Here is a 14,062-nt window from a genome sequence, read left to right on the forward strand (position 1 = left end):
AAACCTTCTTGCCGCTCGCTGAAGTCTTCGCGGTTGATCTTGATCCCTCTGACTACCGTCGCAATCGAATGATTGTCGGCTAATGGACGCGCTTCGCCTTGCTTACCGAGAGCTACTTCACCGATCCTACGTCCTTTCGGAACGCCGTGACAAACGCACGCCGACACCACCGCCATTTTCAGGAATGAACTCGATGCCGGCATTCTCAAGCGTTTTTTGGAGGAGGTATCGCGTTCCTGTTTGAGGAACAGAACGGTCGTTTTCGAAATTGCGAATGGTAACAGCACTCGCGCCGGAGTGGGCGGCGAGATCCTCTTGCGTCCATTTCAGCAGCGCTCGTGCGGCGCGACATTGAGCAGAATCCATGTCGCAAACTGGTAATAACTCATGAAAATCGCAAGCTTTTTCGGAAAACGTTGACAGCCGATTTCTAAAAACCAATAATCCTTTCGTTTTTAGAAAGCGGCCGCACCGAATGCGCGAACACTCGATGCGGCCTCGCCACAACCCAGCTGTTAGGAGCTCGGATCATGGCTGATTCCGACAATAGCATGAGTGCGTTTTTCGTCACCCGGCGGCGCTTGCTGGCGGGGACGGCCACGGCCGCGGCGGCATGGCCCTTCCATGGAAAGTCTCGTGCCGCCGAACTGACGGACGGCAGTAACGCGACCGATCCTGCTCTTCGTCTGTGTGGGAACTGGCAAAAGATCCACGATGAGACACTGGCGTTGTGCCGCAAACAGCAGCGGTTGGAGACACACCTCGCCAGGACGGTCGGCTTTCCCTGCGCCAAGGTGCGGCTTGCCGATGGTACGGACGTGACGCTCCATTCCATCGAGAGCCTGAACGATGCCTACTCTCCCGAAAATGAAGTCGAGTGGGGCAGGGCGCTTGCGGATTTCGCGGCACACCAGGTGCGCTGGGACGCTGCTGATGATAAGATCGGCTATTCGAGAACAGACGAACTGATCCGACAATCGGAAACAGCCGAAAGCGCCGTTCTGGACGATCTACCGCAGACAGCGGCCACGTCCATCGAAGGCATTTTGGCCAAGCTCAAGGTGATCCTGTGCGACGGTGAGCACTGGGAACATCCAGACGACTTCCCCTGGCCGCATATCCGATCTGTGCTGGGTGACCTCTCGCGCCACCACAAATATCGATCCGGCGACCCCATGACCGCTGCTTCTCGATGAATGCCAGCTTTCCGCAGGGCTTGCATCGCCCTCATCACAATTTGTCGCCCTGGTCTTGCGGACGCCATGAAACGGGATCGGTGATCCAGCGACTGATGTCGGATTCATGCCAGCCTGAACCGTGGATACTGATCTGGATCTGGCGGGGGAAGCTGCCTTCGGCGATCTTGCGATAGATGGTGGACCGGGACAGACCGGTCCGGGAAAGGACGGTTTTCAGGCGTATGATACGGTCTGGTTCGCGCATGGTCGCGCTGCCTCCTGTTGGCTGTTTCTGGCTGCTGCTGGTCCAGACAGGACCAGGCACTTAGGGACGCGCAAGAGGGTTTTCCGCGTCGTCGTACGCCGGCGTAGAGACAGCGGCAAATAGGATGGGTCTAGAGCCCGATGCCCCGACCTCGCCCGAGGTCGACGCCGTGATTGAAGGCCAGTTCCAGGCCGAGACGACGGCCTGATTCGAAGGTGATGCCGAGGTCGTGTTTGCGCTTGGCGAGGATGGATTCCAGTTGCGGATCGCGCTCGAGGCTTTTGGCCATGTCGCTCATGGCTGACCGCGTGACCTTGTAGCCGGACATGTCGCCCGCCCGATATTGGCGCTGGCTGGCCCGGTCGAGCTTTTGCCAACGTTCCACGAAGTGGTCGGCGCGCCGGCCTGGATCAGTGCGGATTTCGGTTTCAAGCTGGAGGGCGCGGATGGCGCGATTGACATGATCACCGCCGGCCTCGCGAGCAAGGGCAGGGTCCTTGACATAAGCCGCCTCGGCATCGCGCCAGCCATGGGGCCGCACCTCGTCGAAGGCTTTTCGGGCGTCCGCCAGTTCGCGCGACAGCATAGGGCTGGCCTCGTTACCGGCACCCTCGTCATTGAATATCGCGTCCACCGCGCGGGCATGACGTACGAGCGCATCGGTTCGGGCTTTCCGCAACGCCGTCTCCGGGTCCTCGGTTCTGTCTCTCGCTGGCGCTGCCGATTTGCGGCGCATTTCCTCTCTTTCCGGCCTGCGCGTGGCCACAAAGTCGGTCGCGCCATCTGCCGAAGGGCGCCGGCCATCGAACATATTGCGTAGCCTTTCAGGCACGACCCTGCGCACGATCTCGGCAACACGCTCGCGGAAGGTGATCCCCCGCCGCTCGGCATAGCGCTGCGCCGGATCGGCGCGCTCATAATCTGACGCCATGTCCTTGGCCCGGTCGCGCGACAGGGTGCGCGTGAGCCGGTCCTGATTGGCAAAATCGTCGCAGCTATAATGCAGGTCCATGCCTTCGCGGTGACGCGACAGCGCGACGTAGCTGCCATGGGCGTCCATGCCCGGCGTCGCCAGCACGTGGGAGCGGTCCACCGTCATACCTTGCGCCTTGTGGATGGTTGCGGCATAGCCGTGATCGATGCTGTTATAATCCTTGAGGTCGAACGACACGCTGCGCCCGTCATCGGTGCGCACGGTCATGGATTGCGCGCTGACCTGCTCGATAGTCCCGAGCGTGCCGTTCTTCACGCCAAGGCCGCGCTCGTTGCGCAGGAACATGACACGGTCCCCGCTCGCGAAGTTGCAGTCGCCGCGCTCAACCGTCAGGCGCACTTCGTCACCGAGATCGCCGGCTTCACGCAATCCCCTGCGCGCTGCCTCGTTGAGTGCGCGCACCTCGTCGTGCGTGTGGGTGAGAATGATCCGGCTCGCCTCTGGTTGGGACTGCCTGTCGCGATCCCAGCGCTCGACCAGATCCTTACGTGCCTCGTCGCGCGTCCGGGCCTGATGCACCATGCCTTGTGCGTCATAAGCGCCGATCGCAGCGCCGATCCTGCCGGCTGCGAGGTTGCGCGTTGCGTCACGCTGCCAGTCCTCTCTCTGCCGGCGCACCTGGCCGATTTCGACGCCACCGTGTCGCTCGTGGATCGAACGGAACGCAGCGCCGGCCTCGATCGCCTGCAGCTGCTGCGGATCACCGACCAGCACGACCTTTGCGCCGGCTTCCGCCGCATGGGAGAGCACGCGCTCCAACTGGCGCGTGCCGACCATGCCGACCTCGTCGATCACCAGGACATTGCGCGCGGTGAGAAGATCGCGGCCCTGTCCCCAGCCATGCTCCATGCTGGCGATGGTGCGCGACGAAATGCCTGATCCGCTTTCGAGATTCTCGGCCGCAATGCCGGAGAGTGCGGCGCCTCGAACCCCATAACCTGCGGCCGCCCATGCCTGGCGTGCAACGCCGAGCATCGCGCTCTTGCCGGTTCCGGCAAAACCGACAACGACACCCAGATCGCGCACGTCCGTGACATGCGCTAGCGCTTCGGCCTGCTCGCCTGACAGAACAAGACCGCGTTGCGCGGCATGCGCCAGGGCTGCTTCGCGATGTGCATCACTCACCGCATGACGCTCCTGTCCAGCCAAGCGTTCTGCCGCTTGGTGCAAGCGCTGTTCGGTCTCGATCATCTGCCGGGTGGTGAACCGGTCTTCGCCACGTCCGTCCTTGCCGAGTTCGATCAGATCGGATGCGTTGCTGATGGCTCCTTTCACCGCGTTGAACTGCTCCACTCCGTCGCTGTGGCGATGCGCAAACTTCGCAATGTCTTTTCGGGTGAAGGTCGACTGCTGATGCGTGATGGCATCGAGCGCCACGGATGGATCCGCAATGATGCGCGCGCCATTGCCGCGCGCGATCTCGCGGTGCATCTCGGCGCGACCTGCTTCAATGCCGGCAACATCAAACCCGCTGCTCTCAATGCGTTGGGCCGGAGCACCAATCTGGGTCTCCGGCTCCAATGCAATGCCCTGCGCTTCCAGACTGCGATGATCGATGCGGGCGTCGATATCGAGTTCAGCCAAGCGTTCGTTGGCAAGCTCGGCCCATCGCTCGCGCCAGCGCTCGACCATCTGGGTAGCATTCCAGTCTCGAACCTTTGTCCCAAAACCGTTCTCATCGACCGAGCGCATGGTGAGCATGACATGGGCATGCGGTTTTGGACTGTCATCCTCGGCCTTGTCCCAATGCACATTGAGATCGGCCACCATGCCTCGGCTGACGAACTCTGCCTGAACGAAGTCGCGCGCCAACTCGATGCCTTGCGCCTGGCTGAGTTCGCGCGGGAGGGCAAACTCCACCTCGCGGGCCAGCTGCGCATCCTTGCGCACCTCGAACGCTTCGACATCGTTCCAGAGCCGTTCGCGGTCGCTCCAGGCTTCGGGCGCACTCTCCGGCAGCAAGACCTCGGAATGGACGACGCCGCGCTTGGCCGAGAAGTCATGAGTGCGTTCGATGCGCTCGTCGCGCAGCCGCGACGCCGAGCGGTAGGCCGCTGACGCCACCGCGCTCGAGCCTGCCTTGCGGCCAATGACTTTGACATGAAGGTGATAGATCGACATCGCGGGCAGATCATTTGCACGTCAAAGCGCACGTCGGCACGACGTATAAGCGCGCCCTCCCTCGAAAAAATCTCGGGATGGACCAGCCCGTCCCGGGCTGTCTCGGCAACCCTGAAGCCTTCCGGCGGACCCTCCCCTATCATGCCCGCATCGACAATCGATGGAGACAACTATGCGCAAACCACGAGACTTCGACGCCGAACTGAAGGCGCTGGAAGACAAGGCGCGGGAACTCAAGACGCGAAAGGTGCAGCAACTCGGCGAACTGGTCATTGCCACCGGCGCCGATCAACTCAGCACGGAGGAGCTGGCAGGAGCGCTGGTCGCAATCGCCGAAACGAAAGATGCGGCGAAGCGTGAGGCATGGGCCAAGCGTGGGGTGATGTTTTTCGAGAGCCGGTCGAAGAGAACTGCTCCGACAACTGGTCGAAACCTGCGCGGCGCTCCGGCACAGTCGGGCAGCCCACAATCGCCGGCAAGCGGCGCAGGCTCGCAATGACATGCGCACGTGGCAGGTCGAGCGCCGCAAGCGCACTCGACATCTGATCGAACTCGGCGGCCTCGTCGCCAAGGCAGGCATCGTGGAGCTGACTGCCGATGATCGCGCCATTATATATGGCGCGTTCCTTTGGATCGCGGAGAAGCTCCAAAGCGAGGACGCCGAAGGCGCACGAGTTCGCTGGGCGCAAAAAGGGAAAGATGCTTTACGCGGGCAGGTATGAACAGCGGAAAACGTGGCGAATGTAACTCCTTTGGGTCTAGCGGCGGGCGACGCGGAGACCTCAAAAATCGCAGCGTCGCCAGCCTGCGCGCCGGCAGTCGACTTGAAGCTCTAGAACCCCGAAGATCTCGATCGGGCTGTTTGCAGTGATGGATTGGGAGCAGATAGCTGGCCGTTCGGCGACCGGCAAGCGCCTTCGTCCGTCATTTCGGCGAATATGCGTTGCGCGCCCTGCAAAGTTTCGGCGAGCGGCTCTCTGCCTCCCACGGTCTCGCCGCCTCCAATAAACATCTTGCTGAGGCTGCGGCACTGAACAACATCACGGCTGATCGTTATCTATGGAGTGAAGGGATAGGCGCCGAAGCCGCCAACCCACGCAGTCACGCGACGGAATCGGCATTTCTGAACGTCCTGCGCAACTTTATGGCCGATTGGGCCGATTTCGACATCGCCGCCGTACACTATTCCTATGGTTTGACCTGCTTTGCACTGAGGATCAGGGCAAGCTCGTGTCGAATTCCATTTCGGATCAAAGCAAGCCGCCGACGACCAGGGTGTGTTCGCGGTCCGCTCAATCACCCTCATGGACCTCGCCGCACTCTGCTGGAAACGGTTCCGGTTTCCGCTGTCGAGGTCGTGAGGGCAAGACCAAACGGTCATCTGTAAGCAACTTCCCGCCCATCAGGTCTCTTTGAAAGCTGGCGCGATAGTGGCGCCGCTTGCCCACGTCCCTTTCAGCACCGGCGCATGTCGATCGAAAACGAGGTGTGTCTATCCCACAAGCGCTTTCGGTGCGCACTCGACCCCTCGAGCTGGATGAGCTGGTGGATGCGATAGTCGTGCCAGAGCGCCGCCTGACCCAAAAGGAGCTACTAGGTGTCCGACTGGAACACCTGCCGCCAGCCCATACACGCGGGATCGGCGACGGCCGCCGTAATTAGGCGCAAGGATCTGGGGGCGGCCCCAGCCATTTCGAAGCGGGCATTCAATACCTCGGTCTAGTCGTCCTGAGTGAAAGACTTAGGAAGACTAGTCAAAGCGCATATGCATGCTCACTGATGGCTGCAGGTTCTAGTAGCCAGGGCCTTGCGATGCCCGCCCTCCCCAGCCGGTAGCGATTAAGCGGAAACACAATTTCTAGATCCACGATACGACGGGATGGGCAAGCCTATCTGTTTGGTAGCGTAGCCATTCTAGTCACCAAGTGCGACTTTTCGGATGCGATCTTCTCCCTGAAGCCGCTGACACGGTGATGACCGATGACCGGTGTTTGGGCAGACCTCGGATCAAGTAACAACGCATAACCGCCGATCTGAAGGAGTTTCCTCTTATGCTACCTCTGCTGCAGGCATTGCATCGAATTGCTGCTCCGCGCGGCGATGGATGGCGGTCGGAATTTCTGCGGATGGCAGGGGAGGGAACTCCGGGACGGACCATCCCGATTCGAACAGAGCTCGCCGCGCTGGCCGGCCATTACCACACGCCTGTTGCACCGAGAGATGCGCCGAGGACGTCCTTCGATCCACGCTACCAGGCTGAACTCCACCACATGCGGTGCCCAGGGCCTGCTTGCGGAGGCTGCGCAGGTATGGGCGAGGCAGAATGCGTATCTCATAAACTGCAAGGCGAACATCGGCCATGACGAAGCACCTTCTCGATCCTGACGCCATGTCCAGCGCTGCGGCGAGCGGCGAGCTTCTATCGCCAGTGCCAGCCCCTTTGCCGCTTCTGGCGCCGGTGACCCCCAATGACATCGTACCGCCGACTGGGCGCCGGAGCTTCAAGCGTGTCCTTGCCGCTGTCGTGCTTTTGGCGGGCACCGTTGCCGGCAGCTATTACGGCCACGATTACTGGACGACAGGCCAATATCTGGAATCGACCGATGACGCGTATGTGAAGGCAGATTCGACGACAGTTGCACCGAAGATCTCAGGTTACATCGCCGAGGTGCTGGTCCGCGATAATCAGAAGGTCACGGTGGGGCAGGTGCTGGCACGCATCGACGACCGCGACTTCTGCGCCGCGCTTGACCAGGCTGAGGCCGACATGCGATCCGCCGAGGCGACCGTCCGCAATCTCGAGGCCCAGATCGTGCTGCAGCGGGCGCTGATCGAGCAGGCCAAGGCAACGGTTGCTGCAACTCAGGCCTCGCTGAGGTTTGCCGCGACCGATGCCAACCGTTACGCCACGCTGGCCAAGAATGGCACTGGCACAACCCAGAAGGCCGAGGCCAGCCGCGCCGAGGCGGACCAGCAAGCCGCGGGGCTGGCGCGAGACCAAGCTTCGCTCGTTGCGGCCGAGGTCAGGATCGATGTTCTCGCTACCGAACGCGATAAGGCGCTTGCTCTGGTGGACCGAGCGCAGGCCGCCGGCGAGCAGGCCAGACTCAATCTTTCCTATGCGACCATCACTGCGCCGGTCGATGGCACCGTGGGCGCGCGCACGCTTAGGGTAGGCCAATATGTCGGGGCCGGCACTCAGCTGATGGCGGTGGTGCCCCAGAACGCCATTTATGTGGTCGCCAACTTCAAGGAGACACAGCTTACTTATGTTCGCGACGGCCAACCGGTGCTTGTTACCGTCGACGGCTTCCCCGGCGTCGAGCTTGAGGGCCACGTCGACAGCCTGTCACCGGCAAGTGGTCTCGAGTTCGCACTTCTGCCGCCCGACAATGCGACCGGTAATTTTACCAAGATCGTGCAGCGAATCCCGGTGAAGATTGCGATTCACGACCACGAGCTCGGCGGCCTGCTAAGGGCCGGCATGTCGGCAGAGCCGACCATCGACACAAAGGCAACGGCGCTTGCCGCGAATGGCAGGTCCGCGCCGTCCGATACCCTCTCCCTCAATTGGAACGCCAAGGCCGCGAGGGAGCGCGCCGAGTAGGGAGCGCGGGCATTCAGGCTCGTCTCCCTGTGCCGTAGGAGTGGCAGATATGACAAGCATTGTGTCGTCCCTTCCAACTCCGGCCCGAACCGTCCGAAACGAGACCGGAACCGCAGGCACCGCCGCCTCGCCGCGGGTCTGGGTGGCGGTGGTCGGCTCCACACTCGGCGCCTTCATGGCCGTGCTGAACATTCAGATCGTCAACGCTTCGCTGACCGACATCCAGGGCGCGATCGGAGCCGGCGCCGACGACGGCGGTTGGATCTCGACCGCCTATCTCGTCGCTGAGATCGTCGTAATCCCACTGACGGGATGGCTGTCCCAGGTCTTCTCGCTGCGCAACTATCTCGTTACCAACGCACTGCTCTTCCTCGCCTTTTCAGTGGCATGTGCCTTCGCCGCCAATCTCGGACAGATGATCGCCTTGAGGGCCATCCAGGGTTTCACTGGTGGCGTGCTCATTCCGATGGCCTTTACCATCGTCATCACGCTGCTGCCCAAGGCCAAGCAGCCTATTGGACTGGCGCTCTTTGCAATGTCGGCAACTTTCGCACCTGCGATCGGACCGACCATCGGCGGCTACCTCACCGAGAACTGGGGCTGGCAGTACATCTTCTACGTCAACCTGGTCCCCGGCGCGCTGATGGTCGGTATGTTGTGGTTCTCGCTCGACCGCCAGCCTATGCAGCTCGCCTTGCTCGGGCAAGGCGACTGGCTTGGGATCGTTACCATGGCCGTCGGGCTAGGTGCGCTGCAGACAGTGCTTGAGGAGGGCAACAAGGATGACTGGTTCGGGTCGCCATTTATCTTTCGGCTGGCGATCATCGCAGCCGTGTCACTCTCGCTCTTCATCTGGATCGAACTCACTTCGAGCCATCCTCTGCTCAATCTGAAGCTGCTCGTGCGTCGCAATTTCGGCTTCGGCATCCTGGCCAATTTTCTCCTGGGGACAGCGCTTTATGGCTCGGTCTTCATCTTGCCGGTCTATCTCTCGCGCATCCAAGGCTACAATGCCGAGCAGATCGGTCTGGTGCTCGCATGGACCGGCCTGCCACAACTCCTGCTGATCCCGCTGGTACCAAGCTTGATGCAGCGCTTCGACGTGCGCTTGGTCATTGTGATTGGTTTTGCACTCTTTGCCGCTTCAAATTTCATGAACATTTACATGACCATCGGCCATGCCAGCGACCAATTGTTCTGGCCGAACATTGTGCGGGCCATCGGCCAGGCACTGGTTTTTGCGCCGCTGTCGGCGATTGCCACATCAGGCATCGAACAGGAGAACGCCGGCTCTGCATCGGCTTTGTTCAACATGATCCGCAATTTAGGCGGCGCCGTTGGCATCGCGCTGCTGCAGACGTTCCTCACTAAGCGCGAGCAGTACCATTCGAACGTGCTGGTCCAGTCAGTTTCACTGTTCGAAGAAGCGACCCGTTCCCGCATCGCGAAACTCACGGCCTACTTCCTGTCTCATGGGGTGAGCGACCAAGCGCTGGCCGCGCAGAAAGGAGTGATCGCGATTGCCCTCAGAGTCCGACAGCAGGCCTTCATAATGGCTTTCAGCGACACGTTTTTCCTGCTTGGTATTGCGTTGGTGATCGCGCTCGCAGCCACTCTGCTGCTGAAGAAGCCCGGTCGTATCGACGGGGGCGGCGCGCACTGAGCGACTTGGCCAAGGCGATCGTTCTAGCCAGAAGCGACCTACACGACCGAGCGCGAAGTCTCCACGGTGCCGCGAGATCAGAGGGAGAATTCCCGGATCGTGCCAGCAGGGCGCGCTTGACCCAACCGATCGGCGGTTTCCCTGGTTTCTGCTGCATGCGCCAAGGCAGAAAAATTGGGACCGTGTAGCACTCTGCCTCTCTGGCGCGAGCACGGATCGCCAAAGTCGCCTGGGCGGCTTTGGGACCTCGCTGGGTGTTCGTGCGGTCGGACGGGTCGAGGCGGATATCCATCCTCAAGCCGCCGAATAGCTAGAGATAGGGACGCCGCGGTGCGCGAGCGGCGCCTACGGCGTCGCCAGCGCCCCGTCTGTTGTCAGGGGGATGCTGACGTCGGCAACTGCCGGCTCGGGAGCATTCTCGGGCGTCTCGAAGCGTCCGCTCATTCGATTCCCGGAAGGATCCTCGAGGTTGCCAAAGACGGCCAGCGTGTACCGCAATTCAGTCCAGGGAGCATCGGGCGGAAAGGTCCACCTCTTTTCGCCGTCGTCGAGTTGAACTCGTCCCGGGACTCGGCGATTGCTTGCGTCCGCAACTGCCAGGTAGTCGACATCTCGACCGTCGATAGGCGTTGCCGACCTTGAAGGCGGTTAGACCGGCTGCAGCGATAGAACCTTGTGGGCGCGGGTGTTCTTCGCAGCCCAATCGAGCGCGAAGTCCGCCACTTCCTCCCAACCCGGCTGGAGACAAGTCCAGTGCGACCGGTTGGGAAAGATCTTGAGTTCGGTGGTCGACGGCGCCTGCTTCTGCTTCTCGAAAATGGCCTTGGTCAACTTGGCTCCGGCAATCAAATCGATGCCACCGCCAATAAGCAGCAGAGGTGCGCGATTGGGGTTGTCCCAGCGGATCTTCCCGGCAGCCGAGACGAGACCGTCCCAATAGATCCTCCCGGGCGTGGGGACGATATAGCGGTCGTACATGGTATTGATCTGCCTTGCGGGCACGGTCTGTGCGAAGCGTGCGCTGAAAAACCGCCGCGACATGACCATGACGCGGCGCCAGCTACCCCAGGAGAAGAATACGGGGAAGGTCGACTTGATGGTCTGCCATCCGACCAGCACACCGGAAGTCGGCGCTGGGTCAATGGCGACGCCCGCCGCGCCAAGCCCTCGATCAAGCAAGTGCTGCGTTACGGTACCGCCGAACGAGTGCCCGATCAGGATTGGCGCCTCGGGCAGCGCACGGATGAGGCGATCGTAGTGATTGATCAGCTCCCTGATGCCGACCTGAGCGAGAGCAGGATCCGGTGATGCCCGTAGTTCCGTCGGAGATCTGTCGTCGAGCGGCCAGGCCGGGGCGATGACAGTGTAGCCCCTTGCTTCGTAGCGGGCCATGAAGCCTTCCCAGCATCGGCCGTTCAACCAGGCGCCATGGATCAGCATGATGGTCTTGGACATTGGTCTCTCCGTCGGTTCGGCATTGTGGCTGGGCAGCGCCCATGCGTACCGCCCGTCTCGATTGTGCTGGACTGTGTGCCCGTGCGCGAAATGCCAGTGTTCCTGGACTGCTCGATCGACCAGTGCGCCGATAAGAGCCGTCAGAATCCTATGTCGATAACGAGCGTGCAGTCGACTGCATCAAGGCCGGGGGCGACCAGTACCGCAGCACAGGATATCTCACGTGCTCGTGTACCGTCGCCAGGTATGACGAACGGCCGTGGTACGCTTGGATAAGAGGGGCCTTCCGACGTTTGCGTCGGTTCACCTAAGCTCGCGACAGGCCTGCCATGGACCTTCGCATGGCATGGCTGACGCTTCCGTTCGATGGCCGCGCAGTCTGCGCCGGCGCAATCTCCTCAGCGTACGCCGGCCCTTCGGGCGCGCCCATTCTAGGAGGCCGCCGGCGGTGGCGGCCTATATTGCCGTGCGAGAGGCGATCAACAGGAGACAAATATGAGCACAAATATGAGCCTGGGCGACATGTCACACTTTGGGCGGCCGGTGCCGGACGAACTGGTTCCATCGCGTTATGCACTTAAGGTCGGAGAGATTGACGTTCTGATTGTAAGCGATGGAATTCTACCCATTCCAGCCCCGACGATCGCATACAACGTCGACCCGGCCGTGCGCTCGGCCTGGCTGGAGGATGAGTTCCTGTCGCCGGATCTGCTCGAGTGGCCGCTGAACGTGGTCGTGGTGCGCAGCGGCCGCCAGACGATACTCGTCGACGCCGGGCTCGGGGCGGACCCGGACTTGCACTTGCCGAGGGCCGGGCAACTGATCCATCGGCTGGGGGCCGCCGGCGTCGATCTCGCTTCAGTGACTGATGTCGTGCTTACTCACATGCACATGGACCACATTGGCGGGCTACTCATCGGCGGAGTCAAAGAGCGGTTTCGTCCTGACCTGCGGATTCACGTGGCCGCCTCTGAGCTCGAGTTCTGGCAGTCGCCCGATTTCTCGCGCGTTTCCATGCCGCAAGGGTTTCCCGACGCTCTTCGGCGCGCGGCCAAGCAGTTCGTCAATGAGTACCGCGATCACTTGCGTCCGTTCGATCAGGAGCACGAAGTGGCGCCAGGGGTAGTTGTCCAGCGGACCGGCGGCCACACCCCTGGGCACAGCGTGGTCCGCCTCGCGTCCGGCGGCGACCGGCTCACATTCGCCGGGGACCTCGTGTTCCAGGTCGGTTTCGACCATCCCGACTGGCACAATGGCTTCGAACATGACCCGGAGGAGGCGACCCGGGTCCGCGTCAGCCTTATGCGGGAGCTCGCGGCGAATCGCGAGCCGCTGGTAGCAACTCACCTGCCGTTCCCGTCCCTTTGTCATGTGGCGGTAGATGGCGACGCCTTTCGTTGCGTACCGGCTGTCTGGGACTACTGACCGCTTGCCCGGCTAGACCCGAACCAGCCTTGATGACGTCGCCATCATGATCATCTGTTCCTGCAATGTGTTGACCGATCAGGCTGTCCGCTCCGCCGTCGAGGCGGAGCGGCCATCCTCGACCAGCCAGGTCTATGGCTGTCTCCGTTGCAGCCCCAAGTGCGGCCGCTGCGCGGTCACCATCCGCCGCCTCATGGATGAGGCGTTCGGCAGGGCCCGTTCCGCATCCTGAAAGCCTGCACGCGATCCGGGTCTCCGCATGAATGGCCGTGGCGCCTCACACACTACTCGGTGCAGCAAAAGGCCATCACAACCGAGTAGGAGGGCTACGCGTGCGGGTCGCGGCCCGGCTTTGCGACCCATACCGGAGTATAGGTTGGGCATCGAAACCTCTATGTTCGATCGCACTTTGGCGTAGTAGCGCTGCCGATCTCAATTCCGCTATCTAACTTCCGACGTGGCGTCATACGTTGGTGGGACATGTACGGAACTGCCTGTCGCTCAATCGGTTCCCAGCGGCAGACATCAACCGCAGGGTCATTGGTTGACGTGTGGTGGACGCACGGTTGATACTATCTTTGTAAACGCAGCCAATTCGTATCCACCAGTTCTCCCCTGAGGCGAGGATCATGGGCGCGCTAGATTCAGCACCTGGAGGATTTTCAGGAACCGAAGGCAGGCCCATTGCGATTCTCGTCGATGACGACACGGAGGTCCGCGACTCCCTGCAGGAGTTACTGAATTCGGTCGGCATCGACTCGATATCGTTCTCTTCGACGCAAGAAGTGTTGGATGCAGAGCTTCCGGATCGCCCGGCTTGTCTTGTTCTCGATGTCCGCATGCCGGGACTCAGCGGCCTCGACCTCCAGCAGCTCCTCCTGACCAAAGGCATACAGACGCCGGTTGTATTCCTGACGGGCCACGGCGACATCGCTATGAGCGTGCAGGCGATGAAAGCGGGAGCGGTTGACTTCCTGACTAAACCTGTGCGCGATCAGACCTTCCTCGACGCAATATCGGCAGCCGTCAATGCCGACATTGCCCGGAGAGCTGCAGCGACCGTGTCACGTAAGACCATGGCGCTTTACGAGACGCTCACTCCCCGCGAACGTGAGGTGCTTACATTTGTCGTCGCAGGGGCGATGAACAAGCAGATCGCATTCGATCTTGGCATCAGCGAAATCACTGTGAAGCTTCATCGGAGCAACATGATGAGGAAGATGAATGCAAGGTCCCTCACGCACCTCTTGGGTGCCTGGCAGTCTTTGCCGGCTGAGATGCGTTGAATGCCACTCGAGGCGAGGCTCTCGCTGTAGGGACGATGTGTGCGCAGCCAGCCGCCGCACGGCAGTTT

The 14,062-nt window shown here is 61.4% G+C and carries 13 protein-coding genes; 9 read left to right on the forward strand and 4 right to left on the reverse strand.

The window, feature by feature from the left end:
* Window positions 1–126: 126 nt before the first annotated feature.
* Window positions 127–366, reverse strand: coding sequence for a helix-turn-helix domain-containing protein (locus tag PU724_RS11140; protein ID WP_426213184.1), 240 nt, complete (start codon window positions 364–366; stop codon window positions 127–129).
* A 164-nt stretch (window positions 367–530) separates the two neighbouring features.
* Between PU724_RS11140 and PU724_RS11145 the strand changes: the two genes are divergently transcribed.
* Entirely contained in the window at window positions 531–1,196 is a 666-nt protein-coding gene (locus PU724_RS11145; protein ID WP_354422287.1) for a hypothetical protein, read from the forward strand.
* Between the two features lie 34 nt (window positions 1,197–1,230).
* Here the strand turns inward: PU724_RS11145 and PU724_RS11150 are convergent, their stop codons facing one another.
* Both PU724_RS11150 and traA read right to left on the reverse strand, forming a co-directional pair.
* A complete protein-coding gene (locus PU724_RS11150; protein WP_354422285.1) occupies window positions 1,231–1,443 on the reverse strand; it encodes a helix-turn-helix transcriptional regulator in 213 nt (70 codons plus the stop codon).
* Between the two features lie 130 nt (window positions 1,444–1,573).
* On the reverse strand, window positions 1,574–4,558 hold the full coding sequence (gene traA, locus PU724_RS11155) for a Ti-type conjugative transfer relaxase TraA (protein WP_354422283.1): 2,985 nt from the start codon (window positions 4,556–4,558) through the stop codon (window positions 1,574–1,576).
* A gap of 172 nt (window positions 4,559–4,730) precedes the next feature.
* On the opposite strand from traA, the gene PU724_RS11160 reads away from it, so the two are divergent.
* From PU724_RS11160 to PU724_RS11180, 5 genes are all read left to right on the forward strand, one after another.
* On the forward strand, window positions 4,731–5,057 hold the full coding sequence (locus PU724_RS11160; RefSeq protein WP_354422282.1) for a conjugal transfer protein TraD: 327 nt from the start codon (window positions 4,731–4,733) through the stop codon (window positions 5,055–5,057).
* 1 nt (window position 5,058) lies between these two features.
* A complete protein-coding gene (locus PU724_RS11165) occupies window positions 5,059–5,280 on the forward strand; it encodes a conjugal transfer protein TraD (protein ID WP_354422280.1) in 222 nt (73 codons plus the stop codon).
* Between the two features lie 221 nt (window positions 5,281–5,501).
* Window positions 5,502–5,945, forward strand: coding sequence for a hypothetical protein (locus PU724_RS11170; RefSeq protein ID WP_354422278.1), 444 nt, complete (start codon window positions 5,502–5,504; stop codon window positions 5,943–5,945).
* Between the two features lie 972 nt (window positions 5,946–6,917).
* Window positions 6,918–8,165: an HlyD family secretion protein gene (locus tag PU724_RS11175; protein ID WP_354422277.1), complete on the forward strand. Its 1,248-nt coding sequence runs from the start codon at window positions 6,918–6,920 to the stop codon at window positions 8,163–8,165.
* Window positions 8,166–8,214: 49 nt separating this feature from the next.
* Window positions 8,215–9,828: an MDR family MFS transporter gene (locus PU724_RS11180; protein WP_354422275.1), complete on the forward strand. Its 1,614-nt coding sequence runs from the start codon at window positions 8,215–8,217 to the stop codon at window positions 9,826–9,828.
* Window positions 9,829–10,476: 648 nt separating this feature from the next.
* Here the strand turns inward: PU724_RS11180 and PU724_RS11185 are convergent.
* Complete coding sequence (locus PU724_RS11185; protein ID WP_354422273.1) at window positions 10,477–11,283, reverse strand: alpha/beta hydrolase; 807 nt, start codon at window positions 11,281–11,283, stop codon at window positions 10,477–10,479.
* Between the two features lie 495 nt (window positions 11,284–11,778).
* Here PU724_RS11185 and PU724_RS11190 point away from each other — a divergent pair, with 495 nt between their 5' ends.
* From PU724_RS11190 to PU724_RS11200, 3 genes are all read left to right on the forward strand, one after another.
* On the forward strand, window positions 11,779–12,708 hold the full coding sequence (locus PU724_RS11190; protein WP_354422271.1) for an MBL fold metallo-hydrolase: 930 nt from the start codon (window positions 11,779–11,781) through the stop codon (window positions 12,706–12,708).
* 46 nt (window positions 12,709–12,754) lie between these two features.
* On the forward strand, window positions 12,755–12,940 hold the full coding sequence (locus tag PU724_RS11195) for a (2Fe-2S)-binding protein (RefSeq protein ID WP_354422269.1): 186 nt from the start codon (window positions 12,755–12,757) through the stop codon (window positions 12,938–12,940).
* Window positions 12,941–13,337: 397 nt separating this feature from the next.
* The gene (locus tag PU724_RS11200; RefSeq protein WP_354422268.1) at window positions 13,338–13,994 is read left to right on the forward strand and encodes a response regulator transcription factor; all 657 of its coding nucleotides are present in this window, start codon (window positions 13,338–13,340) and stop codon (window positions 13,992–13,994) included.
* The last annotated feature ends 68 nt before the right edge of the window (window positions 13,995–14,062 follow it).

The sequence above is a fragment of the Mesorhizobium abyssinicae genome, assembly GCF_049887195.1.
Lineage (GTDB): Bacteria > Pseudomonadota > Alphaproteobacteria > Rhizobiales > Rhizobiaceae > Mesorhizobium > Mesorhizobium abyssinicae.